The following is a 23,141-nucleotide window of genomic DNA, read 5'->3' on the forward strand; positions in this document are numbered from 1 at the left end:
CAGAGTCCCGCGATTCCATGTCCCAGCTGAACCCCAAAGTCGGCTTCGTCAGCCTTGGCTGCCCGAAGGCCCTTGTCGATTCCGAACGCATCCTTACCCAGCTCCGCTCGGAAGGCTACGACATCGTGCCGTCCTACGATTCGGCCGACGTGGTGGTGGTCAATACCTGCGGCTTCATCGATTCGGCGGTGACCGAGTCGCTGGACGCGATCGGCGAGGCGATGAACCAGAACGGCAAGGTCATCGTCACCGGCTGCCTGGGCAAGCGCCCGGAGCAGATCCGCGAGGCGTACCCCAACGTGCTGGCGGTGTCCGGCCCGCAGGACTACCAGAGCGTGATGGAAGCGGTGCACGAAGCGCTGCCGCCCAAGCACGATCCGTTCGTGGACCTGGTGCCCGACTACGGCATCAAGCTGACCCCGCGTCACTATGCCTACCTGAAGATTTCCGAGGGCTGCAACCACAAGTGCAGCTTCTGCATCATTCCGTCGATGCGCGGCAAGCTGGTCTCGCGCCCGGTGGATGAAGTGCTGCGTGAAGCCGAGCGCCTGGTGCGTGGTGGCGTGCGCGAGCTGCTGGTGGTTTCGCAGGACACCTCGGCCTATGGCGTGGACGTGAAGTACGCCGAGAAGATGTGGCGTGACAAGGCCTACCAGACCCGCCTGAAGGCGCTGTGCGAAGGCCTGTCCGAGCTGGATGCGTGGGTGCGCATGCACTACGTCTACCCGTACCCGCACGTGGACGAGGTGGTGCCGCTGATGGCCGAAAACCGCATCCTGCCGTACCTGGACATCCCGTTCCAGCACGCCAGCCCACGCATCCTGCGCCTGATGAAGCGCCCCGGCGCGGTCGAGAAGACCCTGGAGCGCGTGCAGAACTGGCGCCGTATCGCGCCGGACATCACCGTGCGTTCCACCTTCATCGTCGGCTTCCCTGGCGAGACCGAGGCCGAGTTCGAAGAGCTGCTGTCGTTCCTCGACGAAGCGCAGCTGGACCGCGTCGGCGCGTTCGCCTATTCGCCGGTCGAGGGTGCCACCGCCAACGACCTGCCGGATGCGGTTCCGGAGGAAGTGAAGCAGGAGCGCCTGGCCCGTTTCATGGAAAAGCAGGCGCAGATTTCCGCTGCGCGTCTGGAGGCCAAGATCGGCACCGTGCAGCAGTGCCTGGTCGACGCCATCGAAGGCGATATCGCGGTGGCCCGTTCCAAGGCCGATGCCCCGGAGATCGATGGCCTGGTGCACATCCAGAATGCCGACCAGGTGCCGTTGCGCGTGGGTGAGTTCGTCGACGTGGACATCACCGAGAGCGACGAGCACGACCTGTACGGTGACGCGCTGCCGGCCGCCACCCGCCCGGCATTCGATCTCAAGATGCTGTGACCGCGGCGACGACCGCCGCCGGTGACGGGGGCGGCGTCCGCCGTTTCGTGCCGCCGCCGCGTGCGGCGGTCGATCCACAGGTGTTCGGGCACCCGGTGTTTGCCGGATTGCGCGACGTTCGTGATCTGTTGGAAGGCCCGGAGTGGCCGTCCATTGCAGCGCTCGAGGCACGCCTCGCGCTACCGGGCAAGCAGCTGGTCGAGCAGGATGCCAGGCTGCTGGCCGACGGCCTGCACTACGAAGCCCGCATCGCACAGGGCCGCATCGCCACCCGCGCCGACAACTGGCATGACCTGTTCAACGCACTGGTGTGGGCCCACTACCCGCAGCTCAAGCAGGCGCTCAATGCGCAGCAGTGCCGGCATATCGAGGCGATGCCGCCGGGTCAGCGCAACCGCGCGCAGGCGGCACAGACCCAGTTCGACGAAACCGGCGTGATCGTGCGTGTGCGCGATCACACGCTGCTGGCTGCCTGGGATGTGCACGACTGGTGTGCGCTGTTCGAATCGAGACACTGGCTGAGCGGCGACATCGCCATCGCTGCGGTATTCGGGCACGCGCTGATGGAGCAGGCGCTGCTGCCGGGCCGCCGGCTGGTGGGCAAGTGCGTGGTGGTGCACGGCAAAGCCGATGACACCTGCGTTGACGCAGTGACCGCGGCCATTGCCGAAGGCAGGGCAGTGACCGATCCCCTGCAGTTGCGTCCGCTGCCGTTGGCTGGAGTTCCGGGCTGGCACGAGAGACAGGACGCCGACTTCTATGCAGATGCCGAGTACTTCCGCCCGTTGCGTGCCGGACGCCAGTATCCGCCGCCGTTGCACGGGGCTATGTAGAGTCGACTGTCAGTCGACTGCTCTTCGTTCCGAGGCCGTGAACGCCTGACAGATGGCTTCGGCGAGTCATCAACCGCGATTGAGGATCGCGGTGCGTTTGCCGTCCGGCTGCGGAGGTTTGTGCCGCGCTTCGCGCGGTAGTCGCCTGACAGTCGACTCTACAACGGCTCGTATTCCACCCCGATTACCGCAAAGGTGAACTGGCCGCCGGGCAGCTCCACCGAGAATTCATCATCCAGCCGCTTCTTCAGCAGTGCACGTGCCAGCGGCGAATCGATGCTGATCCAACCCAGGCCTGCGTCGGTCTCATCCGGGCCGACAATGCGATAGCGGCTGGTGTCGCCACTGTCCACGTTCTCCAGTTCCACCCACGCACCAAAGAACACCGCCTGCGGATCGGTCGGCGTGGTGTCGACCACGCGCAGCGATTCCAGCCGCTTGGTCAGGTAGCGCACGCGGCGGTCGATTTCACCCAGCTGCTTCTTGCGGTAGGTGTACTCGGCGTTCTCGGAGCGGTCGCCTTCCGCGGCAGCGGCGGCCAGCGCCTTCACCACCTCCGGGCGGCGCACACGCCACAGCTCATCCAGTTCGGCCTTCAACCGGGCGTGGCCGGAGGCGGTGATCAGGGCGGTACTCTTTTCTGCAGGGGGGCGCCAACGCGACATGTGGTGCAACTTCTTTTCAGGGGAACGATGGGGCCGGGTCCTTTCCACAGGAAAGGCCTCCGACCCCGGGAGGGCAGGTCAGCGCTTGCCGCCGAAGATGCCGCCCAGCAGGCCGCGCACGATCTGGTTGCCCAGCTTGGTGCCGACGGTGCGCGTGGTCTGCTTGGCCATGGTTTCGATCATGCCCTGGCGTCGTTTGGTGCCGAAGATCGCATCCTTGATCGCCTGGCCGAAACCGCCTTCCTGCGCCTCGTCCTGCTCGCGGCTGCGGGCCGCCGGCGCCTGCGCCTGCTCGACTGTTTTCTGCGCACGCTGGGCCAGCAGCTCGGCGGCCGATTCGCGGTTGATCGCGGTGTCGTAGCGGCTGCCGACCGGGCTGCCGGCACGCACCTGGGCGCGCTCGGCCTCGGTGATCGGCCCCATCCGGCAGCGCGGCGGTGCGATCATCGTCTGCTGCACCGGCATCGGCACGCCCTTGTCCTGCAGCGTGGAGACCAGTGCTTCGCCGGTACCGAGCTGACTGAGCACCTTGGCCACGTCCAGCTTCGGATTCGGCACGAAGGTCTCGGCAGCGGTCTTCACCGCCTTCTGGTCGCGCGGGGTGAACGCACGCAGTGCGTGCTGCACGCGGTTGCCGAGCTGGCCGAGGATGTTGCCCGGTACGTCGTCGGGGAACTGCGAGCAGAAATACACGCCCACGCCCTTGGAGCGGATCAGGCGCACCACCTGCTCGATGCGCTGCACCAGCGAGGCCGGTGCGTCGTCGAACAGCAGGTGGGCCTCGTCGAAGATGAAGACCAGCTTCGGCTTGTCCAGGTCGCCCACCTCCGGCAGCTGCTCGAACAGCTCCGACAGCAGCCACAGCAGGAAGGTGGAATACAACTTGGGCTTGAGCACCAGCTGGTCGGCGGCGAGGATGCCGATCACGCCGCGGCCGTCGTGATTGACCCGCATGATGTCGGCCAGTTCCAAGGCCGGTTCGCCGAAGAAGTTCTCGCCGCCATCCTGTGCCAGGCGCAACACCGAGCGCTGGATCGCAGCGATCGACTGCGCGCTGACCAGACCGTACTCGGTGGAGATGTCCTTGCGTTCCTCGGCAACCAGGCCGAGCAGGGCGCGCAGGTCGTCCATGTCCAGCAGCAGCAGGCCGCGATCGTCGGCCAGCTTGAATACGATATCGAGCACCCCGGCCTGGGTGTCGTTCAACTCGAGGATGCGTGCCAGCAGGGTCGGGCCCATTTCGCTGACCGTAGTGCGCACCGGGTGCCCGAGCTTGCCGTACAGGTCCCAGAAAATGGTCGGGCTGGCGGCCGGCGCGTAGTCGGCCACGCCGATCTCGGCGGCGCGCTTGAGCAGGTTCTCGGCACCGGTGCCGGGCACGGCCAGGCCGGACACATCGCCCTTCACATCGGCCAGGAACACCGGCACGCCCAGCCGCGAGAAGCCCTCGGCCAGGGTCATCAAGGTCACGGTCTTGCCGGTACCGGTGGCGCCGGCCACCAGGCCGTGGCGGTTGCCGAGTTTCGGCAGCAGGGTGACGGCAATATCGTCGGTGATGCCTTTACCGAGCAGAATCGGATCCATGGTCCAGCCCTTGTGGTGAATAGCCCAATGTTAACCGCCGGCGGTGACGGGCCGAAGGTCGGCTTGCCCGGACCTTGGCGGCGCCGCTACTCTGCCTGCCTGTTTCGCACACAGTGCCATCAATGCCCGTTCCTGTCCTGATTTCCCGCGGTTGGCCGCTGCTGGCCCTGGCCGGCCTGGTTTCCCTGGCGCCCGACGCCCATGCGCAGCGGGTTTCGGCCCGGGACAAGGTGAAGGTGGATGCGCTGCAGCAGCGCATGACCGCCGCCGAGAAGCGCTACAGCGATGCGCTGCTGCTGGTCGCCAATGCCGACCCCAAGGGCAGCAACGAGGCGGACGCCGCGCTGGAGGACATGGAAGATGTCCTCAACGACTGCGTGAAGCAGAAGGGCTGCCAGATGGGCACCCTGCTGGCCAGCTACAAGCGCCTGCTCAAGCATGATGCTGATGCCGCTGCCAGCGATGACGTGGCCGATGAGGGTGGTGACCGCCTGGAAGCCGACCCCGACCATATCGGCCCGCTTACCGCCGATGTGCCGGAGGCCGCGCGCGCTGCAGCGCTGCTCAACGACAAGCGACATGCCTTCGACACCATGGTCGAGTACAACCCCGCCGTGCAGGCCGGCATCCGCCGCTGGTTGACCGACATGCGCCCGGCGCTGCTGACCAGCTACGAGAACTACCAGAACCTGCGCGCGGTGATGTGGCCGGAGTGGGAAAAGCGTGGTCTGCCGGAGGCGCTGCTGTTCGGCATCATGGCCAAGGAGTCCAACGGCCGTGTGCATGCCTCCTCGCGTGCCGGCGCCGCCGGGCTGATGCAGTTCATGCCGGCCACCGGCCGCCGCTTCGGCCTGGGCCCGGACGGCACCGGCTTCGACACGCGCTTTGACGCACGCAGTGCCGCCGAGGCCAGCGCCAGTTATCTCAACGAGCGCCTGCGCGAACTGAACAACAACGTGGAAATGTCGGTGGCCGCCTACAACGGTGGCGAAGGCCGCGCCGCGCGCGTGTTCAAGCAGAGCGGTGGCCAGAGTTTCTGGACCGACAGCGTCTACAACCAGTTCCCCGGTGAAACCAAGGACTACGTGCCGATGGTGATCGCCGCGGCCTGGATCTTCCTGCACCCGCAGCAGTACGGTGTGGAGCTGCCGAAGATCAGTGCGCAGCCGGCCACGCTGCGCCTGGCCAAGTCCACCACCATCTACGAACTGACCATCTGCCTGGGCAGCCACGGCACCCGTGATGGCTACATGCGCGCGCTGCGCAATCTCAATCCGCGCTATGAGGCCGATGGCTGGATTCCGGCCGGCACGCTGATCAACGCCACCACCCGCATTGCCGGCCTGTACCAGCGCAACTGCGTCAGTGGCCCGCGTGCCGACCTGGCCCGCACCCTGATCACCGCCGATCTGAACGCGGCGATCAAGCGCCCGACCGCGGCCAGCTACACCGGCAGCGTGGCCGTGGGCGGCGTGGTGCCGGTGGCCGACGCCGCGGCCTCCACCAGCGTGCCGACCACACCGGTCGCTCCGGTAGCCACGCCGCGCCCGGCGGCACGGCCGAAGCCGGTGCGCAGCCACAAGGTGGGCCGGGGTGAGACCCTGGGCGCCATTGCCGCGAAGTTCCAGTGCGACGTGCCGACCCTGGCCCGCGCCAACGGCCTGAAGGCCCCGGCCTACAGCCTGCGCCACGGCCAGACGCTGAAGCTGCAGGGCTGCGACAAGTAATCCCCCACGACCTCTGGAACCCACATGGATCTCGAAGACACCCGCAACCTGTTCGCCAACCTCCGCGAAAACACCGACTGGGACATCAACGGCCCGTTGCTGTGGGGGTACTTCTTCGTGCACTCCACTGCTGAGCCGTTGCAGGCACTGGCAGAGCACCTGCAGGCGCAGGGCTATACCTTCGTGGAACTGTTCGAGCAGGAGCCGGAAGAGGGCGACGCGCCGTTCCACGTGCTGCACGTGGAGCGTGTGGAGATCCATGACGAAGCCTCGCTGGACCGCCGCAACCAGGAATTCGCTGCCCTGGCCGCGGAAAAGGGCGTGGAAGACTACGACGGCATGGACGTCGGCCCGGCCCCAGCCCTGCAGTAACGCGCGTACCGGCAGTGCCGGCCGCTGGCCGGCATTCCGTTGTGGAAAAAGGGGACGGAGGGGATTAAGTCGTTTATGCATAAACGACTTAATCCCCTCCGTCCCCTTTTTGTCAGCGCAGCTTCGCCAGCGCCTGGCCCAGCTGCACCGGGCTTTCGGCGCCCAGCTGCGGGGCGAACTCGGCCACGCCCGGCGGCAGCAGCACGATCACGGTCGAGCCGTAGTTGAAGCGCGCCATCTCGGCGAAGCGCTCCAGCTGGATGCCCTGGCCGCGGTAGTCCTTGCGGGTGATGCGGTCACCGTAGGCCGGAATTTCTTCGCCGCTCCACACGGTTTCCACACCGGACACCAGCAGCGCACCGACCATCACGCTGACCATCGGGCCGAAGCTGGTGTCGAAATGGCAGACCAGGCGCTCGTTGCGCGCGAACAGGCGCGGCACGCCGTTGACGGCGGCCGGGCCGACGCTGAACAGGCGGCCGGGCACGTGCACGGTTTCGCGCAGGGTGCCGGTCCACGGCATGTGCACGCGGTGGTAGTCGCGCGGCGACAGGTACACGGTGGCGTACAGGCCTTCGTTGTACGGCTTGGCGTCCTCGTCACTGCCCAGCAGTTCGGCGGCGGTGAACGACTGGCCCTTGGCCTGGAAGATGCGGCCGGCCTCGATCCTGCCGAGCTGGCTGATGCGGCCGTCGGCCGGCATCACCAGGCTGCGCGGATCGGCATCGGCCACGCGCGCGCCCGGCTTCAGCGCACGGGTGAAGAACTGGTTGAAGGTGGCATAGCTGCGCGGGTCCGGGTTGGCCGCTTCGTCCAGATTGACGTTGAACTTGCGGGTGACCGTGTCGATCAGCCAGCGCGACACGCGCGGATCGTCCGAGTACGCCAGCGAACGCGCCATCGAGGACAGCAGGCGGTGGGGCAGGGCGTACGTCAGGGCGGTGGTGAGGCTCATGGGGCGGTTTTCTCGGTCAGCTTCTGCAGGTCGCGGGCAATGGCCGGCGCGTTGAACGGGGGGCGCACCAGGCCGGCAAGGCGGCCCTGCGGGTCGAGCACGGCCAGGCTGGCCGAATGCTCGACGGTGTAATCCTCGGGGTTCTCGTCGAAGTGCTTGCCTGGCACCTTCTGGAACACGAAGCCCAGCGAGGTGGCGAAGCGCTCCAGCGAGGGAACGTCGGCGGTGGCGGCCAGGGTGTCCTTGTGGAAGCCGTGCACGTACTCGCCCAGGCGGGTGGCGCTGTCACGGTCCGGGTCGACCGAGATGAACAGCACGCGCGGGCGCAGGCTGTCGGGCAGGGCCTCCCACTGGTTCTGCGCGCCGGCCAGCTCGGCCAGGGTGGTCGGGCAGACGTCCGGGCAGAAGGTGAAGCCCAGGAACACCAGGGTCCAGTGGCCCTTCAGCTCGCCCGGGATCAGCCGGGTGCCGTCGGACTGGGCCAGGTTGAAGTCGGGCAGTTCACGCGGTTGCGGGTACAGCGTGATCGCTTCGGTGGCCGGGGCATTGGCCGGCGGCTTCGGCGCGAACACCTGCTGGGCGGCCAGCAGGCCGAGACCTGCCGCCAGGGCGATCAGCAGGATGATGCCGGCGTTGCGATTGAACATGGGAGCCCCCGCGCGAAGTGGGCTCCATCATACCGGCTGCGGCCCGATCGTTTCTGCCGCAACGGATGCCGCCGCGGGCGTCAGCCCCTATAATCGGGGGCCACTTTGCCCGCAGTACCGCCATGACCGCTGAAACGGCCGCCGAACTCCACACGATCATCGATCTGATCCGCTACGGCACCAGCCGTTTCAACGAAGCCGGGCTGACCTTCGGTCACAGCTACGACAATGCGCTGGACGAGGCCACCCAGCTGGTGCTGCACAGCCTGCACCTGCCGCACGACCTCGGCCCGGCGTACGGCCAGGCGCGTCTGCTGCAGGAAGAGAAGGTGCGTGTGCTGGAACTGTTCCAGCGCCGCATCGACGAACGCATCCCGGCCGCCTACCTGACCGGTGAGGCCTGGTTCGCCGGTCTGAGCTTCAAGAGCGACAAGCGCGCCCTGGTGCCGCGCTCGCCGATCGCTGAACTGATCGAGTGCGGCTTCGAACCGTGGTTGGCCGGCCGCGATGTCAGCCGTGCGCTGGACCTGTGCACCGGTTCGGGCTGCATCGCCATCGCCATGGGCCACTATTACCCGAACTGGGAAGTGGACGGTGTCGACCTGAGCGACGACGCGCTGTCGCTGGCCGAGGAAAACAAGGAACGCCTGCAGGCGCACAACGTGACCCTGCTCAAGTCGGACCTGTTCAACGGCCTGACCGGTCGCCACTACGACCTGATCGTCACCAACCCCCCGTACGTCACCAACGACGAGACCGATGCCCTGCCGCAGGAATACTCCTACGAGCCGGAGATGGGTCTGCGTGCCGGCGACGACGGCCTGGACCTGGTGCTGAAGATCCTGCGCGATGCGCCGCTGCACCTGAGCGAAGACGGTCTGCTGATCTGTGAAGTGGGCGAGTCCGAGCAGCACCTGATCAAGCTGCTGCCGGAAGTCGACTTCGCCTGGATCGAATTCAAGGTCGGCCAGATGGGCATCTTCGCGGTCGAATGCCGCGAGCTGATCGCCCACAGCGCGCGCATCACCGAGCTGGCGGCGCAGCGCCCGTGAGCTCCAATTCGTTCGGCAAGCTGTTCACCGTCACCACGTTCGGCGAGTCGCACGGGCCGGCCATCGGCTGCGTGATCGATGGCTGCCCTCCGGGGCTGGCGCTGGACGCGGCCGAATTCGCTCACGACCTGCAGCGTCGCGCTACCGGCAAGAGCCGCCACACCTCGGCGCGCCGCGAGGCGGACGAGGTCGAGATCCTGTCCGGCGTGTACGAGGGCCTGACCACCGGCACGCCGATCGCCCTGCTGATCCGCAACACCGACCAGCGCAGCAAGGACTACGCCAACATCGGCCAGCAGTTCCGGCCGGGCCATGCCGACTACAGCTACTGGCACAAGTACGGCATCCGCGACCCGCGCGGTGGCGGCCGTTCTTCCGCGCGCGAGACCACCATGCGCGTGGCCGCCGGCGTAGTCGCCAAGAAATGGCTGGCCGAGCGCTTCGGCGTGACCGTGCGCGGCTACCTGTCGCAGCTGGGCGAGATCACCCCGGCCGGTTTCGACTGGTCGGCGGTGGAAGACAATCCCTTCTTCTGGCCGCACGCCGCACAGGTGCCGGAACTGGAGGCGTACATGGATGCGCTGCGCAAGTCCGGTGATTCGGTCGGTGCGCGCGTGGACGTGGTGGCCGACAACGTGCCGCCAGGCTGGGGCGAGCCGATCTACGGCAAGCTCGATGGCGAACTGGCTGCCGCACTGATGAGCATCAACGCGGTGAAGGGCGTTGAGATCGGCGACGGTTTCGCCAGCGCCGCACAGAAGGGCACCGGACACCGCGACCTGCTGACCCCGCAGGGCTTCGCCAGCAACCATGCCGGCGGCATCCTCGGTGGCATTTCCACCGGCCAACCGGTGGTCGCGTCGATCGTGTTGAAGCCGACCTCCAGCCTGCGCCTGCCGGGCCCGTCGCTGGACACGGCCGGCAACGTGGTCGAGGTGGTCACGACCGGTCGCCACGATCCCTGCGTCGGCATCCGCGCCACTCCGATCGCCGAGGCGATGGTGGCGATGGTGCTGATGGACCAGGCGCTGCGTCATCGCGCGCAGTGCGGCGATGTCGGCACGATCACCCCGCGCATTCCCGGGCAGATCGATGGCTGACACGCGGCCGACCGTGTGGGTGAGCCAGCCGCTGATCGACGCGGCCATCGCGCCGCTGCGCGATCGCGTGCAGCTGCGCAGCACCGACACCGTCACCGCGTGGTCGCCCGACCAGATCGCCGATCAGCTGGCCAGCGCCGACGGCGCCATCATCACCCTCAACGAGCGCATCGGTGCGGCCCAGGTGGCCGGCGCCGCGCAGCTGCAGGTGATCGCCAATGTCGGGGTGGGCTACAACAACCTGGACGTCGACGCGCTCAGCGCGGCCGGCATCCTCGCCAGCAATACCCCGGACGTCCTGACTGAAACCACCGCCGATCTCGGTTTCGCTCTGTTGATGGCCACCGCGCGCCGCATCACTGAATCCGAGCGCTGGCTGCGCGAAGGCCAGTGGCAGCAGTGGTCGTTCCAGGCCATGCTCGGTGCCGACATCCACGGCAGCACGCTGGGTATCCTCGGCATGGGCCGCATCGGCCAGGGTATCGCCCGCCGCGGCGCGCATGGTTTCGGCATGAAGGTGCTGTACCACAACCGTTCGCAGCTTCCGGCCGCGATCGAAGCGGAGGTGGGGGCCCGTTATGTGGACCTGGACACGCTGCTGGCGCAGGCCGATCACCTGCTGCTGGTGCTGCCGTATACCCCGGCCTCGCATCACCTGATCGATGCCGCCGCACTGGCGAAGATGAAGCCGTCGGCGACGCTGGTGAACATCGCCCGCGGCGGCCTGGTCGATGAGATCGCGCTGGCCGATGCGCTGGCCAACGGCCGCCTTGCTGCAGCGGGTCTGGATGTGTACGAAGGCGAGCCAAAGGTACGCCCCGAACTGCTGGCGCTGCGCAACGTCGTGCTCACTCCGCACATCGGCAGCGCCTCGCTGGCCACGCGCACGGCGATGGTACAGCTGGCCGTGGATAATCTGGTTGCCGGGCTCGGCCTGGACGGCGGCCCGTCGCGCATGCCGAGCGCGATCAACGCTGACGCGGCGATGGCCGCGCGCGTGACTCTGGGCAAAAAAACCGGGAAACGATAGGGAACCTCCGCGCGCCCCGCTTGAGGAGGTTCCCCGAACCCAGCTGTCGTGCGTGTTTTTTCCCCATCCCCGTTTTCGTGAGAGTTTCCCCCATGAGCAATGCACAGCGCAGTTTCCACGTCGCCGTCGTCGGTGCCACCGGTGCGGTCGGCGAGACCATGTTGTCGATCCTGGCCGAGCGTGATTTCCCGGTCGGCACCCTGAGCGTTCTCGCTTCCGAGCGTTCGGCCGGCGGCGAGATCGAGTTCAACGGCCAGAAGGTCAAGGTCCAGGACCTGGCCACCTTCGATCCGAGCGGCGTCGAGATCGCCCTGTTCTCGGCCGGCGGCAGCGTGTCGAAGGAATACGCACCGAAGTTCGCCGCAGCGGGTGCAGTGGTGATCGACAACTCCTCGGCCTTCCGCTACGACGATGACGTGCCACTGGTGGTGTCCGAGGTCAACCCGGAGCAGGTCGCCAACCGTCCGCGCGGCATCATCGCCAACCCGAACTGCTCGACCATGCAGATGCTGGTGGCGTTGGCGCCGCTGCACCGCAAGTACGGCATCGAGCGTATCAACGTCTCCACCTACCAGTCGGTGTCCGGCGGTGGCCGTTCGGCAACCGAGGAGCTGGGCAAGCAGACCGGCCAGCTGCTGAGTTTCCAGGAAATCGATCCGCAGCGCTTCCCGGTGCAGATCGCCTTCAACCTGATCCCGCACATCGACGACTTCCAAGACAATGGCTTCACCAAGGAAGAGATGAAGCTGATCTGGGAGACCCGCAAGATCCTCGGTGACGACAGCATCCTGGTGAACCCGACTGCAGTGCGTGTGCCGGTGTTCTACGGCCACTCCGAGTCGGTCGCGATCGAGACCCGTGATAAGGTCACCGTGGCCGAAGCGCGCGCGCTGCTGGAGCAGTCGCCGGGCATCGAAGTGGTGGATCGCCACGAGGCTGGCGGCTATCCGACCCCGGTCACGCATGCGTCGGGCACCGACGCGGTGTACGTTGGCCGCATCCGTGAGGATCTGTCGCACCCGCGCGGCCTGAACCTGTGGATCGTGTCGGACAACGTGCGCAAGGGCGCGGCGTTGAATGCCGTGCAGCTGGCCGAGCTGGTCGCCGCCGAGCAGCGCTGATCACAGCGGTTGCCTCATCGGTAGTGCCGGCCGCTGGCCGGTATTGCCGTGATGGGGGCGTGCGTGTATGCCGGCCAGCGGCCGGCATTACCGAAGGTCTCCCATCGGTGGGTGCGGACCCCGGTCCGCACGCTTTATAGTGTCGCCCATGAATAAACGGGCCAAGGGCGCAAAGCGCCCGCTCACCTATCTGTCCGCCGCACTGCTCGCCCTGGCCAGCAGTTCGGCGCTTGCCCTGGGGTTGGGCGACATCCGGGTCCTGTCCAAGCCGGGCCAGCCCCTGCTGGCCGAAATCCCGGTGGTCTCGGCGGACCCGTCCGAACTGGAAAACCTGCGCGTGGCGCTGGCCTCACCGGTCACCTTCGAACGTGTCGGCCTGCAGCGGCCAACCGGACTGGTCAGTGAACTGCAGTTCGAACTGACCCGCGACACGCAGGGCAGGGCGGTGGTGCGCGTCACCTCGCAGGCGCCGGTGGAGACGCCGTCGCTCAGCTTCCTGATCGAAGCCGACTGGGGCCAGGGCCGCCTGGTGCGTGAGTACTCGGCACTGGTCGATGCGCCGCCCAGTGCGTTGGCCGTGGCCGAGCCGGAAATCGTCGCGCCGGCCGGTACGCTCTCCAATACCATCGTGCGCGAACCTGCACCGGCTTCGGTGCCAGCAGCAGAGACGCCCACGACGCCGCCACCAGCGGTGGCGCCAGCACCGGCACGCCCGCGTGCGGCCTCCGCGCCAGTTGCTGCACCGGCGGCCGATGGCAGCATCACCGTGCAGCGCGGGCAGACCCTGTCGCAGATCGCCAGTGCGGTGGCACGTGGCAACCAGGTCAGTCGCGACCGCGCGATGATTGCCCTGCTGCGTGCCAATCCCGAAGCCTTCATCCGCGGCAACGTCAATCTGCTCAAGCAGGGTGCGGTGCTGCGCATGCCCGGCAGTGATGCGCTTGCTGCGGTCGACGCTGCCGAAGCGGCGACGCTCGTGCGCGAGCATGCCGCGCAATGGCGGCAGGCGCGTACCGTGCCGCAACCGGTGGGCATGGCCGCACCGGTTGCCAAGGCGGCAGCCACGAACGCTTCTTCCCCGGCTGCGGCCAATGGGGCACGACTTGAGATCGCTCCGGCGCTGGCGTCCGACGCCGCGCACGCGGGCACAACCACCGGCACCGCTGCCGGCAGCGAGGGTGACATGCTGGGCAACGAACAACTGCGCCAGGCGCATGAGGACATCGCCACCCGCGATGCCGAGATCGGCGAACTGAAGCAGCGCGTGGCCGACCTGGAAAAGCTCAAGGAACAGCAGCAGTCGCTGATCGCGATGAAGGACAACGATCTGGCCGCCGCGCAGCAGCGCCTGGCGCAGGCACCGGATGCCCGCGATGCGGCAACGCCGTGGTACTGGCTGGGGCTGCCGGTGCTGCTGCTGGCGGCGGGCGCCGCCTGGCTGCTGCGTCGTCGCAAGCCGTCGCCGCTGCCGCCGCTGCGTGAGGAAGACGATGCCGCCGGCCTGGCCGCAGCGTTGCCGGCGGGTGCGGCGCTGGATACGCTGGCCGAGCAGTCCTCGTGGTCATCGGCTGTTGCCGGCAACGGCCGCCAGGAACCGGCGATGCCCGACTGGGCGACCGAAACCGAAGTGCACGACGTAGTGGTCGCCGAACCTGTCGTCGAGCACGCGGTACGGGCCGAAGGGCAGGCCGACACGCTGCGCGACGAGGACGCGGTGGCCTTGCCCGAAGCGGTGACCGATCTGCCGCGCTGGGACGATTCCGCAACCACCGCCGACGAGGCTGTCGTCGCCGCGCCGCTGCAGGACGAACGCGTTGTACCGCAGGCGCCGGCCGAAGTGGCGGTGCCGGACTACGCACTGCATGCCGAACAGCAGCCGCAGTTCCGCGGCGTGTTCGATCTGCCGGCCGACGCGCATGACAACGAGGCGCCGGCGGATGCCGCTCATCCCGAAGCCGTCGACGGCATCGACCATGGCAGCATCGAGGCCTCTCATTCCGACGACATCGCGTCGAGCGCGGCCGCGCCTGCCGGCGACGCCGGCTGGTCGCCACGTGCCGGCCAGGAGCGCGTGGAACTGGCCATTGCCTACCTCGATCTGGGCGACGCGCAGACGGCGCGCACCCTGTTGCTGGAAGTCGCCGAAGGCGGTGACCTGCACAGCCAGGCCCAGGCCCGCGAACTGCTGGCCCGCCTGCCGTGACCGAATCTGCCGACAAGGACCTTGCCATGAGCCGCGAACGCCGCATCGACTACGTTGAATTCGCGTCCAGCGACCCGGCTGCCAGCCGTGCCTTCTTCGAGAAGGTGTTCGGCTGGTCGTTCGTCGACTACGGCAGCGACTACACGGCGTTCGACGATGGCCGCCTGCAGGGCGGCTTCTTCCGTGGCCAGCCGCAGCGGGCCAGCGACAGCGGTGCACCGCTGCTGGTGCTGTATGCCGACGCACTGGCACCGGTCGAGGCCGCCGTGCGCGAAGCCGGCGGCGAGATCGTGCGCGCGGTGTTTTCTTTCCCCGGTGGCAGCCGCTTCCAGTTCGTCGAGCCCGGTGGCAACGAACTGGCGGTCTGGTCCGAACGCGATCCGGCCTGAGCGCCGCCCCATCCGCAACATCGAGGTAGCACATGCGTTATGCGCTTGGCGTCGAGTACGACGGCAGCGATTTCAGGGGCTGGCAGAACCTGGGCGAGGGTGGTCCCAGCGTGCAGGCCAGCCTCGAGCAGGCCCTGTCATCGGTGGCTGATGCGCCGCTGCAGGTGGTCTGCGCCGGCCGCACCGATGCCGGCGTGCATGGCCAGTGCCAGGTCGTGCATTTCGATACCGACGTGGTGCGCGATCCGCGTGCCTGGATGCTCGGCACCACCACCCGCCTGCCGCGCTCGATCGCAGTGCGCTGGTGCGTGCCGGTGGCCGATGATTTCCACGCCCGCTTCTCCGCGCGTGCGCGCCGCTATCGCTATCGGCTGCTCAACCGCGAGGTACGGCCGGCGCTGGACCGGCAGACCCTGAGCTGGGAGCGCCGTGCGCTGGACGAGACCCTGATGCATGCCGCCGGCCAGGCATTGCTTGGTGAGAATGACTTCAGCGCGTTCCGTTCGGTGCAGTGCCAGGCGCTGCATGCGCGGCGTGAACTGCAGTCGCTGCAGGTCAGCCGTCATGGCGAAGTGATCGAAGTCGCAGTACGTGGCAATGCATTTCTTCATCACATGGTCCGCAATATCGTCGGATCGTTGATCCTGGTGGGCAGCGGCGAAAAACCGGTGGAATGGATCGCCGAACTGCTGGCCGGGCGCGACCGCACCGTAGCTGGTCCCACCGCACCGCCGCAGGGCCTGGTGTTCCTTGGGCCCCTGTACCCCGACAACTGGCATCTGCCCGCCGAGGTCACGCTATGAGCCGTTCCTACTACCGTACGCGCATCAAGTTCTGTGGAATGACCCGTGCCGGCGACGTCCGCCTGGCCGGTGAGCTGGGCGTGGACGCAGTGGGTTTCATCTTTGCCCGCGAGAGCAGCCGCCGGGTTGCACCGGCCGAGGCCCGCGCGATGCGCCAGGCGATCGCGCCGATGGTCGACGTGGTGGCGCTGTTCCGCAACAACAGCAAGGAGGAAGTGCGCGAGGTGCTGCGTACGGTACGTCCGACCCTGCTGCAGTTCCATGGTGAGGAAGACGAAAGCTTCTGCCGCAGCTTCAACATGCCGTACCTGAAGGCGATCGCCATGGGCGGCCGTGAAGAGGTCAACGCCCGCACCCTGCAGCTGCGCTACCCCAGCGCTGCCGGCTTCCTGTTCGACAGCCACGCCCCGGGTGGCGGTGGCGGCACCGGCGTGGCGTTCGACTGGGGCCGCGTTCCGACCGGGTTGCACCGGCCGTTCCTGCTGGCCGGTGGCCTGAACCCTGAGAACGTCTACGATGCTGTGCTGGCGACGCTGCCGTGGGGCGTGGACGTGTCCAGCGGCATCGAGCTGGAGCCGGGCATTAAGGACGGCTACAAAATGCGCACCTTCGTCGAAGAAGTGCGTCGCGCGGATTGCACCGTTCTGGAGTGATCCGCGTCACCTGAGGGGTCACCCGGAATGTCATCGTCGACGGTGCATTCCGCCGTGCCGTGAAGGCGGGCGAATCCTGAATGCGATGAATATCACGCTTTCGGGTAATTCAGGTTCCAGCGCCAAAAAGTCGACACCCCCCGAACATCTGATCGGACACAATGCGCCCAGCCTGTCTTGGCTGGGTGCGATGCCGTGTGCGTGTCGCTGGCCGCACCCTTGATATACGCCCTACCTTTCGAACGAGGACGCAATGGATATGCCCCATCTCTCTTCCCGCCGTATCCGCCTGGCCCGCCTGACGCTCGTGCCCAGCCTGCTGCTTGCCTTGGGCGCGTGTGCGGCCGGTGACTCATCCGCCCCGACCGCATCGGCACCGGCCGCTGCCGCACCGGCAGATGCACCTGCCACAGCACCGGCCACGGTTCCGGCGGCAGCACCGGCAGCCGACGGCCTGGCTGCGCTGATCCAGGCCAGTGGCGTGAAATGCAGCAACGCCAGTACAGGCAGCGGCTGCACGGCGGGCGATGTGGACAGCGGTGATTTCTACGATGTCGAACTGTCGCCGGACTGTGGCGACCAGGGTTTCTTCGCGGGCGTAGCCGATGCCAAGGGCGTGGAGACGTTGAGTGCGGTGCCATCCACCGGCAGCACGGCCAGCGTGACCGCGAAGCTGTCGAAGGGGCAACTGGTCTGCGTGCAGGGCATCGGGCGCACCGGACAGAATCCGCTGTTCTATTACGTCGTTGCGGTTCCCGCTGCGACGGTCGGCAAGTGCAAGGGCAACACGTTGTGTGACACCTATGGCGACAGGCCGATCACTGGCCTGGCGACCACGGGGGGCGAGGCCTGCCATGCGGCGGCGCCGGGACGTTACGCCGGGAACTGCGCACAGGGCTGGGTCAGTGCGGACGTGCTCGACGTGTTTTCCAACGGAATGTAATCACCGCCAGGGGAGCGGTCCAATCAACCACTGGCAAAGGAACAGCTCATGTCGGATCCAAAAATCACCCGGCTGGTCAGCAGCGTAGGTACCACACGCACGCTGGAAATGGACGATGGCAGTGTCGTCGAACGATCAGGAGGCAGCGTCTCGTGGCGCAACAACAATCCTGGCAATCTCAAGTTTGAATTTGCCGGCAGCGCGGACAAGACGGTGACCAATCCGCGTACCCGCGAGCAGGCGCTGGAATCGGCGCAGGGGCGCTACAAGGGCGTGGTCGATCTCGACCAATGGGGCAACGCGGTTTTCGAAAGCTATGAAGCCGGCCGGGTAGCGAAGATCCAGCTGCTCGAACGCCGGTTCGGCGACAAGACCGTGGAGGAAATGCTGCCGAGCTACTCCACCAAGGATTACAGCGGCACCACCCACCACAAGGAGCAGGCGGCCACCATCTATGCCGAAGGCGATCGCCAGGGTGTCGACCTGCGCTCGAAGACCGTCGGCCAGATGAGCGTGCGAGAGCGTGAAGTGCTGGCCGACGGCATCCGCCGTTTCGAGGGCTGGCAGCCGGGTGAGGTTGCCACGCAGCAGCCTCCTACGCGCACACCGGCGGCTGCGCCCGTGCAGACCCAGACCCAACCGCAGGTACAGACGCCTTCGGCGGCGGCGCCCGCTGCGGGCCAGGCCGCGGCTGCAGTCGGCAGTGCCGCGCTCTACAACGAGGCCTATCAGCATTTCATGGCCTCAGGCCGCCAGTACGAATACGGGCGCCCGGACCATCCGCGCCCGGGTCGCGACAGCAGCCGGCTGGAGCGTGACCTCGATGGTGACGGACGCTTCGGCGTGGATTGCTCGGCGTTCGTATGGCGAGGCCTGAAGAACGCGGGTTACGACGTGCGTGGCGAGAACGCTGCGGGGTTCACTACGTCGACGCTGTTCAATGGTGCGAACACCACGGCTTACGCACGCGAGCATTTCGATGTGACCTCGGCTGCCGAAGCACGCAAACCGAACGGATCGCTGAAGCAGGGCGACATCCTGATGTTCTCCTCGTCGCAGGGCCAGCATGTCGGCATTTTCAAAGGCTACGACGCGCAGGGAAACATCCAGTTCATCGGCTCGCAGGGAAGCACCGGGCCGGCCGAAGTCACCATCCGGCCGGGCGGGTACTGGGATGGCGGAAGCACCCGCATCGTTGGTGCGCTGACACCGAAGCCGGAATTCCAGGTGCGCGCGCCGCTGCACGGCAATGGCGAACCTGCGCTGTCCCGGCCAACCGCCACCGTGCAGCCGGCTGCATCACACGCGGCCGCCAGCGAGGTGATGAAGCAGGGGCAGCGTGGCGCGGATGTGCAGGCGTTGCAGCAGACTCTCAACCAGCTCGGTGTGCGTGATGCGCAGGGCCATCGGTTGTCAGAGGATGGTCGTTTTGGTGATCACACCCGCGAAGCGGTGATCGCGCTGCAGAAACAGCAGGGGCTGGTGGCCGATGGAATTGTCGGTCGCCAGACCGCTGCCGCGCTGGCGGCGGGCCGTGCGCAGGGCCATGAACCTGCAGCGGCTGTACCGAAGGGGCCGTCGCTGAACGATGCATCGCATCCGGACCACGCACTGCACAACGCCGTCCGCAGCAAGCTTCCCAGCGTGTTTTCCGAAGAGGCTGCCGCCAATATCACCCTGCATGCAAAGCAGAACGGAATCGACGCGGCCGACAAGCTGCAGAGCATCACGGTGCAGGATGGCAAGGCGTTCGTGATGGGCACGACGCCGGGCTTCCGCACCGCGGTGGACCTGGCCCAGGCGCCGCCGTCGCTGGAGCAGACCAGTGCAAAGCTGCTGGCAGATCCTTCGCACCAGCAGCAGGTGCATGAGGAGCAGCAGCGGGTCGCGATGGGCGGTCGCTGAGGCCTGTGTTGCCGGCTCCGGGCGGTGAACGCCGCCCGGGGCCTCGTCTCATTGCAGCTGTGCTGCTGCCCAGTCGGCCAGGGCGTCCACCCGTGCATCGGCCGGGCCATCCGGCCGCGCCAGCACCCAGAAGCCGCCGGTGGCGGTAAACCCCCACGGTGCGACCAGCCTGCCTGCTGCCAGATCTTCGGCCACCAGTGGCTCCGGTGCGATCGCCGGGCCCAGCCCGGCCACGGCTGCTTCCAGCAGGTAGTACAGATGTTCGAAAGCGGTGCCCAGCTGCAGCTTCGCGGTGTCCAGATCGTGCGCCTGCGCCCACGCCGGCCACGCCTGCGGCCGTGAGCTGGTGTGCAGCAGCGTTTCCTGCAGCAGCGCCGAGGGCGGTACCTGCCGCAGGCGCTGCGCGGCCGGATGCGAGGGTGCCACCACCACGCCGACCCGTTCCGGCGCCAGCTCACGCACCTGCCAGCCCCGTGGCCACGGCCCCTGCGCCAGCAGTAGTACGGCATCCAGCGCCGCCTGTGCTTCGGTGAAACTGCCATCCAGCGCCGACCACTGCAGGCGCACGCCGGGCAGGGCGGCCTGCAGCACGGGCAGGCGCGGGATCATCCAGCGCGCCAGTACGCTGCCGCTGCAGCCCAGCACCAGTGCTGGGGCCGCCGTCGGCCGGCGCAGCTCGCGCACGCAGTCTTCGATGCCGCTGAACGCCTCGCTGCACGCGGCCTGCAGTCGCGTGCCCGCAGCGGTCAGGCGCAGCCCGCGGCCGGCACGCTGGAACAATGCCAGGCCGAGATGATCCTCCAGCAGCTTCAGTTGCCGGCTGACCGCGCCGTGGGTGACATGCAGGTCCTGCGCGGCGCGCCCAACCCCGCCCAGACGGGCGGTGGCCTCGAACGCACGCAGCGCATTGAGGGGAGGCAGCAGGGAACGACTCATGTGAGATTTCCTGACGATATGCGCCAGATAATATCCATTTTCCGGTCACGACCCGTGCGCTAGAGTATCCACCTGTCTCGAACCAGCGGTCGCTTCCATGTCTGCCTCCCCCATTGCCGACTACCACGCCTTCCCGGATGCCCAGGGCCACTTCGGCCGCTACGGCGGCAGCTTCGTTGCCGAAACCCTGGTCGGCCCGCTGCAGGAACTGGCCCAGGCCTATGACCAGGCCCGCCAGGACCCGGCATTCCAGGCCGCTTACGACCGCGACCTGGCCCATTACGTGGGCCGGCCGAGCCCGATCTATCACGCCCAGCGCCTGAGCGATCATGTCGGCGGTGCGCAGATCCTGCTCAAGCGCGAGGACCTGAACCACACCGGTGCGCACAAGATCAACAACACCATCGGCCAGGCGCTGCTGGCCGCGCGGATGGGCAAGAAGCGCATCATCGCCGAGACCGGTGCCGGCCAGCATGGCGTGGCCAGTGCCACGGTTGCCGCGCGCCTGGGCCTGGAATGCGTGGTGTACATGGGCGCCACCGACATCGAGCGGCAGAAGATCAACGTCTACCGCATGAAGCTGCTGGGCGCGACGGTGGTACCGGTCACTTCCGGCTCGGCCACCCTGAAGGACGCGCTCAACGAAGCGATGCGCGACTGGGTGACCAACGTGCAGGACACCTTCTACATCATCGGCACCGTGGCCGGCCCCGATCCGTACCCGCGCATGGTGCGTGACTTCAACGCCATTGTCGGCCGCGAAGCGCGTGAGCAGATGCTGGCCGAATACGGTCGCCTGCCCGATGCGATCACCGCCTGCGTGGGCGGCGGCAGCAATGCCATCGGCCTGTTCCATGCCTTCCTCAATGATCGCCAGGTCGAGATCGTCGGCGCCGAAGCTGCCGGTGATGGCATCAGCACCGGGCGCCACGCTGCATCGATCGCGGCGGGTCGGCCGGGCGTGCTGCACGGCAACCGCACCTATGTGCTGTGCGACGACGACGGCCAGATCATCGAGACCCACTCGGTGTCAGCCGGCCTGGACTACCCGGGTGTCGGGCCGGAGCACGCGTTCCTGGCCGATACCGGCCGCGCACGCTACCTCGGCATCACCGATGGGGAAGCGCTGCAGGCCTTCCACCTGCTGGCGCACACCGAAGGCATCCTGCCGGCGCTGGAATCCAGCCATGCGCTGGCACAGGCGATCAAGCTGGCGCGTGAGCGACCGCGTGACCAGATCGTGCTGTGCAATCTGTCCGGCCGTGGCGACAAGGACGTGCATACCATCGCCGCGCGCGAAGGGCTGGTGCTGTGAGCGCGCTGCTGCGGAACAGTGGCGTGCTGCTGCTGGCACTGGGGTTGGCCGCGTGCCAGCCGCCGGAGCCGCCGGTGCTGGCACCGGCCGCCAAGGCCACCACGCAGCCTGTGCAGCAGGCTGCCAACGATGATCTTGACCCGATGGCGCGTACGCCCATTGTCGATGCCCCCTCCGAAGAAGGGACGAGCGGCGATGACGCGCCTGCGGTGGCTTCGGTGGCACTGGACCATGCCGGTGACGTGCTGGTTGGCCAGCACATGACTGACCTGAAGGCGCTGGGTCCCTGGAAGGCGCAGGGCGCGAAGGAATTCTTCGAAGGCGACTGCGAGTACTACGACGGCAAGGGGCTGCCGCCGGGCGTGTCGATGATGACCGACGACGACCGCGTGGTCCGTTTTGATCTTAAGCCGGGCGATGAGCCGGAACTGCCGGTCGAACAGCCGGGGCCGTTCGGCCTGCGCATCGGCATGACCCGAGCCCAGGCCATGGCCCAGTTCCCGAAACCGCCGGTGTCCAGCCCGCATGCCTACGACGGTGACCAGGGCGAGTACCTCACCTGGCAGGACCCGGGTTCGGACCTGGGCATCCGCCTGGAACTGTTTGAAGGGAAGGTCACCCGGATGTACTGGGGGACCAGCGATGCGATTGAACTGATTGAAGGATGTGCCTGAGATGCCTGTATCCCGACTCGATGCCTGTTTCCAGCGACTGCGCGAGCAGCAGCGCAAGGCGCTGATTCCCTTCATCACTGCCGGTGATCCCTCGCTGGAGGCCACCGTGCCGGTCATGCATGCACTGGTCGATGCCGGGGCCGATGTGATCGAACTGGGCGTGCCGTTCTCCGACCCGATGGCCGATGGCCCGACCATCCAGCGCAGCTCCGAACGTGCACTGGCACGCGGGGCGGGCAGCCGCTACGTGCTGCAGGCCGTGGCGCAGTTCCGAGAGCGTGACGCGCAGACGCCGGTAGTACTGATGGGCTACCTGAACCCGGTGGAGATCCACGGCTACGCCGCCTTCGCCAAGGCGGCCGTGGAGGCCGGTGTGGATGGTGTGCTGCTGGTCGACCTGCCGCCGGAAGAAGCCGGTGAAGCGCAGCAGGCTTTCGATGCAGCCGGCCTGGCGCTGGTGCTGCTGGCCTCACCGACCACCAGCGAGGCACGTGCCGACAAGCTGCTGGCGCTGGCCCGTGGCTACCTCTACTACGTCAGCTTTGCCGGTGTCACCGGCGCGTCCGAGCGGCTGGACAGTGATGCTGCCAGCGCCCGCCTGCAGACCCTGCGTGCGCGCGCTTCGGTACCGGTGGTGGCTGGCTTCGGCATCAAGGATGCGGCCAGTGCGGCGGCGATGGCGCGCCAGGCCGATGGCGTGGTGGTCGGCAGTGCACTGGTGGCGGTGCTGGCCGAAGCGGGCTCGGCTGAAGAGGCCGCGCAGCGCGCTGGAGCCTTCCTGGCCCCGCTGCGGCAGGCGCTGGATGCGTAACGGTGGTGCCGGCCGCTGGCCGGCATCCTCCTGACGGCTCGCAT

General features: G+C 67.4%; 22 protein-coding genes. 17 read left to right on the forward strand and 5 right to left on the reverse strand.

Annotated elements, in window-relative coordinates; all coding sequences use genetic code 11:
* Positions 1 to 17: 17 nt before the first annotated feature.
* Both rimO and N7573_RS15025 read left to right on the forward strand, forming a co-directional pair.
* A complete protein-coding gene (rimO, locus tag N7573_RS15020; RefSeq protein ID WP_049398716.1) occupies positions 18 to 1,379 on the forward strand; it encodes a 30S ribosomal protein S12 methylthiotransferase RimO in 1,362 nt (453 codons plus the stop codon).
* Positions 1,376 to 2,212: a DUF3025 domain-containing protein gene (locus tag N7573_RS15025; RefSeq protein WP_279943210.1), complete on the forward strand. Its 837-nt coding sequence runs from the start codon at positions 1,376 to 1,378 to the stop codon at positions 2,210 to 2,212. Before rimO ends, N7573_RS15025 begins: the two co-directional genes overlap by 4 nt.
* 158 nt (positions 2,213 to 2,370) lie before the next feature.
* Here the strand turns inward: N7573_RS15025 and greB are convergent, their stop codons facing one another.
* Entirely contained in the window at positions 2,371 to 2,877 is a 507-nt protein-coding gene (gene greB, locus N7573_RS15030) for a transcription elongation factor GreB (RefSeq protein ID WP_032128239.1), read from the reverse strand.
* Between the two features lie 78 nt (positions 2,878 to 2,955).
* Complete coding sequence (locus N7573_RS15035; protein WP_279912817.1) at positions 2,956 to 4,461, reverse strand: helicase HerA-like domain-containing protein; 1,506 nt, start codon at positions 4,459 to 4,461, stop codon at positions 2,956 to 2,958.
* 122 nt (positions 4,462 to 4,583) lie between these two features.
* On the opposite strand from N7573_RS15035, the gene N7573_RS15040 reads away from it, so the two are divergent.
* Together N7573_RS15040 and N7573_RS15045 are read left to right on the forward strand one after the other, a co-directional pair.
* A complete protein-coding gene (locus N7573_RS15040; protein ID WP_071228772.1) occupies positions 4,584 to 6,188 on the forward strand; it encodes a transglycosylase SLT domain-containing protein in 1,605 nt (534 codons plus the stop codon).
* Between the two features lie 24 nt (positions 6,189 to 6,212).
* Positions 6,213 to 6,560 (forward strand): ribonuclease E inhibitor RraB, encoded by a 348-nt coding sequence (locus tag N7573_RS15045; protein WP_032128242.1) that lies wholly within the window; start codon positions 6,213 to 6,215, stop codon positions 6,558 to 6,560.
* Positions 6,561 to 6,672: 112 nt separating this feature from the next.
* On the opposite strand, the gene asd is transcribed toward N7573_RS15045, so the two are convergent.
* Both asd and N7573_RS15055 read right to left on the reverse strand, forming a co-directional pair.
* Positions 6,673 to 7,515 (reverse strand): archaetidylserine decarboxylase, encoded by an 843-nt coding sequence (gene asd, locus N7573_RS15050; RefSeq protein WP_125895651.1) that lies wholly within the window; start codon positions 7,513 to 7,515, stop codon positions 6,673 to 6,675.
* Positions 7,512 to 8,162, reverse strand: coding sequence for an SCO family protein (locus N7573_RS15055; RefSeq protein WP_006381470.1), 651 nt, complete (start codon positions 8,160 to 8,162; stop codon positions 7,512 to 7,514). Before N7573_RS15055 ends, asd begins: the two co-directional genes overlap by 4 nt.
* A gap of 122 nt (positions 8,163 to 8,284) precedes the next feature.
* On the opposite strand from N7573_RS15055, the gene prmB reads away from it, so the two are divergent.
* The 10 genes from prmB (at position 8,285) to N7573_RS15105 (ending at position 19,361) form a co-directional block, all read left to right on the forward strand.
* Positions 8,285 to 9,214, forward strand: coding sequence for a 50S ribosomal protein L3 N(5)-glutamine methyltransferase (gene prmB, locus N7573_RS15060; protein ID WP_032128243.1), 930 nt, complete (start codon positions 8,285 to 8,287; stop codon positions 9,212 to 9,214).
* Positions 9,211 to 10,314, forward strand: a complete 1,104-nt coding sequence (gene aroC, locus N7573_RS15065; RefSeq protein ID WP_279912818.1) for a chorismate synthase — start codon at positions 9,211 to 9,213, stop codon at positions 10,312 to 10,314. The genes prmB and aroC overlap by 4 nt, the downstream gene beginning before the upstream one ends.
* Positions 10,307 to 11,344 (forward strand): D-glycerate dehydrogenase, encoded by a 1,038-nt coding sequence (locus N7573_RS15070; protein ID WP_279912819.1) that lies wholly within the window; start codon positions 10,307 to 10,309, stop codon positions 11,342 to 11,344. Before aroC ends, N7573_RS15070 begins: the two co-directional genes overlap by 8 nt.
* 92 nt (positions 11,345 to 11,436) lie before the next feature.
* Complete coding sequence (locus tag N7573_RS15075; protein ID WP_012511725.1) at positions 11,437 to 12,465, forward strand: aspartate-semialdehyde dehydrogenase; 1,029 nt, start codon at positions 11,437 to 11,439, stop codon at positions 12,463 to 12,465.
* 148 nt (positions 12,466 to 12,613) lie between these two features.
* Positions 12,614 to 14,668 carry a FimV/HubP family polar landmark protein gene (locus tag N7573_RS15080; RefSeq protein WP_279912820.1) on the forward strand — a complete coding sequence of 685 codons (2,055 nt, stop codon included), beginning with the start codon at positions 12,614 to 12,616 and terminating at the stop codon, positions 14,666 to 14,668.
* 26 nt (positions 14,669 to 14,694) lie between these two features.
* On the forward strand, positions 14,695 to 15,057 hold the full coding sequence (locus N7573_RS15085) for a VOC family protein (RefSeq protein WP_125895654.1): 363 nt from the start codon (positions 14,695 to 14,697) through the stop codon (positions 15,055 to 15,057).
* A 32-nt stretch (positions 15,058 to 15,089) separates the two neighbouring features.
* Complete coding sequence (gene truA / locus N7573_RS15090) at positions 15,090 to 15,860, forward strand: tRNA pseudouridine(38-40) synthase TruA (RefSeq protein ID WP_049398724.1); 771 nt, start codon at positions 15,090 to 15,092, stop codon at positions 15,858 to 15,860.
* Complete coding sequence (locus tag N7573_RS15095) at positions 15,857 to 16,513, forward strand: phosphoribosylanthranilate isomerase (RefSeq protein ID WP_019660598.1); 657 nt, start codon at positions 15,857 to 15,859, stop codon at positions 16,511 to 16,513. The genes truA and N7573_RS15095 overlap by 4 nt, the downstream gene beginning before the upstream one ends.
* Before the next feature lie 253 nt (positions 16,514 to 16,766).
* The gene (locus N7573_RS15100) at positions 16,767 to 17,456 is read left to right on the forward strand and encodes a hypothetical protein (protein WP_279912821.1); all 690 of its coding nucleotides are present in this window, start codon (positions 16,767 to 16,769) and stop codon (positions 17,454 to 17,456) included.
* A 48-nt stretch (positions 17,457 to 17,504) separates the two neighbouring features.
* Positions 17,505 to 19,361 carry a peptidoglycan-binding protein gene (locus N7573_RS15105; protein WP_180845121.1) on the forward strand — a complete coding sequence of 619 codons (1,857 nt, stop codon included), beginning with the start codon at positions 17,505 to 17,507 and terminating at the stop codon, positions 19,359 to 19,361.
* A gap of 48 nt (positions 19,362 to 19,409) precedes the next feature.
* On the opposite strand, the gene N7573_RS15110 is transcribed toward N7573_RS15105, so the two are convergent.
* On the reverse strand, positions 19,410 to 20,297 hold the full coding sequence (locus N7573_RS15110) for a LysR family transcriptional regulator (RefSeq protein WP_032128249.1): 888 nt from the start codon (positions 20,295 to 20,297) through the stop codon (positions 19,410 to 19,412).
* Positions 20,298 to 20,394: 97 nt separating this feature from the next.
* Here N7573_RS15110 and trpB point away from each other — a divergent pair, with 97 nt between their 5' ends.
* From trpB to trpA, 3 genes are read left to right on the forward strand one after another with little or no spacing between them, the layout of a single operon-like run.
* Positions 20,395 to 21,612 (forward strand): tryptophan synthase subunit beta, encoded by a 1,218-nt coding sequence (trpB, locus tag N7573_RS15115; RefSeq protein ID WP_279912822.1) that lies wholly within the window; start codon positions 20,395 to 20,397, stop codon positions 21,610 to 21,612.
* A complete protein-coding gene (locus tag N7573_RS15120; RefSeq protein WP_010483068.1) occupies positions 21,609 to 22,286 on the forward strand; it encodes a hypothetical protein in 678 nt (225 codons plus the stop codon). Before trpB ends, N7573_RS15120 begins: the two co-directional genes overlap by 4 nt.
* A gap of 1 nt (position 22,287) precedes the next feature.
* Positions 22,288 to 23,097 carry a tryptophan synthase subunit alpha gene (trpA, locus tag N7573_RS15125; RefSeq protein ID WP_279943211.1) on the forward strand — a complete coding sequence of 270 codons (810 nt, stop codon included), beginning with the start codon at positions 22,288 to 22,290 and terminating at the stop codon, positions 23,095 to 23,097.
* Positions 23,098 to 23,141 lie beyond the last annotated feature (44 nt).

It is taken from the genome of Stenotrophomonas sp. GD04054 (assembly GCF_029836955.1).
GTDB lineage: Bacteria > Pseudomonadota > Gammaproteobacteria > Xanthomonadales > Xanthomonadaceae > Stenotrophomonas > Stenotrophomonas maltophilia_A.

Coding starts and splice junctions, on each gene's coding strand:
- rimO (WP_049398716.1), top strand. CDS start 18: ATGTCCCAGCTGAACCCCAAAGTCGGCTTCGTCAGCCTTGGCTGCCCG.
- greB (WP_032128239.1), bottom strand. CDS start 2,877: ATGTCGCGTTGGCGCCCCCCTGCAGAAAAGAGTACCGCCCTGATCACC.
- N7573_RS15035 (WP_279912817.1), bottom strand. CDS start 4,461: ATGGATCCGATTCTGCTCGGTAAAGGCATCACCGACGATATTGCCGTC.
- N7573_RS15040 (WP_071228772.1), top strand. CDS start 4,584: ATGCCCGTTCCTGTCCTGATTTCCCGCGGTTGGCCGCTGCTGGCCCTG.
- N7573_RS15045 (WP_032128242.1), top strand. CDS start 6,213: ATGGATCTCGAAGACACCCGCAACCTGTTCGCCAACCTCCGCGAAAAC.
- asd (WP_125895651.1), bottom strand. CDS start 7,515: ATGAGCCTCACCACCGCCCTGACGTACGCCCTGCCCCACCGCCTGCTG.
- N7573_RS15055 (WP_006381470.1), bottom strand. CDS start 8,162: ATGTTCAATCGCAACGCCGGCATCATCCTGCTGATCGCCCTGGCGGCA.
- prmB (WP_032128243.1), top strand. CDS start 8,285: ATGACCGCTGAAACGGCCGCCGAACTCCACACGATCATCGATCTGATC.
- N7573_RS15070 (WP_279912819.1), top strand. CDS start 10,307: ATGGCTGACACGCGGCCGACCGTGTGGGTGAGCCAGCCGCTGATCGAC.
- N7573_RS15075 (WP_012511725.1), top strand. CDS start 11,437: ATGAGCAATGCACAGCGCAGTTTCCACGTCGCCGTCGTCGGTGCCACC.
- N7573_RS15080 (WP_279912820.1), top strand. CDS start 12,614: ATGAATAAACGGGCCAAGGGCGCAAAGCGCCCGCTCACCTATCTGTCC.
- N7573_RS15085 (WP_125895654.1), top strand. CDS start 14,695: ATGAGCCGCGAACGCCGCATCGACTACGTTGAATTCGCGTCCAGCGAC.
- truA (WP_049398724.1), top strand. CDS start 15,090: ATGCGTTATGCGCTTGGCGTCGAGTACGACGGCAGCGATTTCAGGGGC.
- N7573_RS15095 (WP_019660598.1), top strand. CDS start 15,857: ATGAGCCGTTCCTACTACCGTACGCGCATCAAGTTCTGTGGAATGACC.
- N7573_RS15100 (WP_279912821.1), top strand. CDS start 16,767: ATGGATATGCCCCATCTCTCTTCCCGCCGTATCCGCCTGGCCCGCCTG.
- N7573_RS15105 (WP_180845121.1), top strand. CDS start 17,505: ATGTCGGATCCAAAAATCACCCGGCTGGTCAGCAGCGTAGGTACCACA.
- N7573_RS15110 (WP_032128249.1), bottom strand. CDS start 20,297: ATGAGTCGTTCCCTGCTGCCTCCCCTCAATGCGCTGCGTGCGTTCGAG.
- trpB (WP_279912822.1), top strand. CDS start 20,395: ATGTCTGCCTCCCCCATTGCCGACTACCACGCCTTCCCGGATGCCCAG.
- trpA (WP_279943211.1), top strand. CDS start 22,288: ATGCCTGTATCCCGACTCGATGCCTGTTTCCAGCGACTGCGCGAGCAG.